The organism is Pseudoalteromonas sp. ESRF-bin5 (genome assembly GCF_002632075.1).
In the GTDB taxonomy this organism is placed as follows: domain Bacteria; phylum Pseudomonadota; class Gammaproteobacteria; order Enterobacterales; family Alteromonadaceae; genus Pseudoalteromonas; species Pseudoalteromonas marina.
On the sequence record NZ_NTLW01000018.1, the window covers coordinates 1 to 1071 of the forward strand.

Here is a 1071-nt window from a genome sequence, read left to right on the forward strand (position 1 = left end):
GATACTTGTTTCAATAAAGTAAAATAGTCTTTACCCATTGCTACTTTGTCACTTGCAAGCCCACTTAACACTTCTAAGTCAGCAATTGACTCAGGTATAAAGTGACTTAAGCGATCTCTAAAATCAACTTCTTTCCATAGCGATAACGCATCAACAGCACTAAGCTTACTGCCATTATTTAAAGCATGTTCAATGAGCGTAAAATAGCGTTTGCTAAAAAATAAATTAAATAATGAAAGCGGTGTTTCAACTGCATTTTGTGCGGCAACACTTGCGTATTTCTCTAAACGCTGACACAACAATAGCACTAAGCTCTCTGGAGTATATTCGTTATCGTAAAAGTGGCTTTTCATTGCGCCTACGTATGCCTGTGCATCTTCGTCGTATTCACAAATATGTTGAAAATAGCATTCTTCAAAAGGTTCAAGCGGTGTTAACCACGCCAAATAATAAATCGGGGGCAAAACAGTGGTACACACACCATCGTCTTCATTGGTAGAACGACAAGCTGGCCAAGCTTCTAAAGCATCTAAAATAAAGGCACCGTTTTGCTCTACAAGGCCTTTAATGAGTAACGGATATTCCTTTGGCCAAATCAGTACATTTTCCATTAAAACAACACAACTCCAGTGTAGCTTGGGTAAGTGGTCAGGTTATAACAGCTTTCAGCTGACACCACGCTTAATCAAAGAGGCGATATTCTAGCACACCCAGATCGCCACGCTAGAACAAAGTAGATGAATAATGAAAAATATAAAAGCAGCCAAGTAAGTAATTACATGGCTGCTTTTTAGGTTGGAGTTGGGCTTAATCTCTTCCACACAAAAAGATTAATTATTTATTCTTTAACTCGCTAATTACTTGGTCAATGCCTACATCTGAAATGCGCTGAATTATCTCTTTTTACTTAGCACTTAAAAGCGAAATACCCTCGGCTACAATATCATACACCTTCCATTGGTTATCTTTACCTAGGCGTAACTTAAAGCTTAAATCAATTGTGGGGGCGTTAGGCTCTATAATTTGCGTATTAACCGTGGCATATTCTGAATCGCTTTGTGCATTATTGTG

The 1071-nt window shown here is 38.3% G+C and carries 2 pseudogenes; both read right to left on the reverse strand.

Annotated features, from left to right (window positions below):
- Positions 1–611 (reverse strand): annotated as a pseudogene (locus BCG07_RS00250) (ankyrin repeat domain-containing protein); the annotation flags it as partial.
- A 223-nt stretch (positions 612–834) separates the two neighbouring features.
- Positions 835–1071, reverse strand: a pseudogene (locus tag BCG07_RS00255) (ABC transporter substrate-binding protein); the annotation flags it as partial.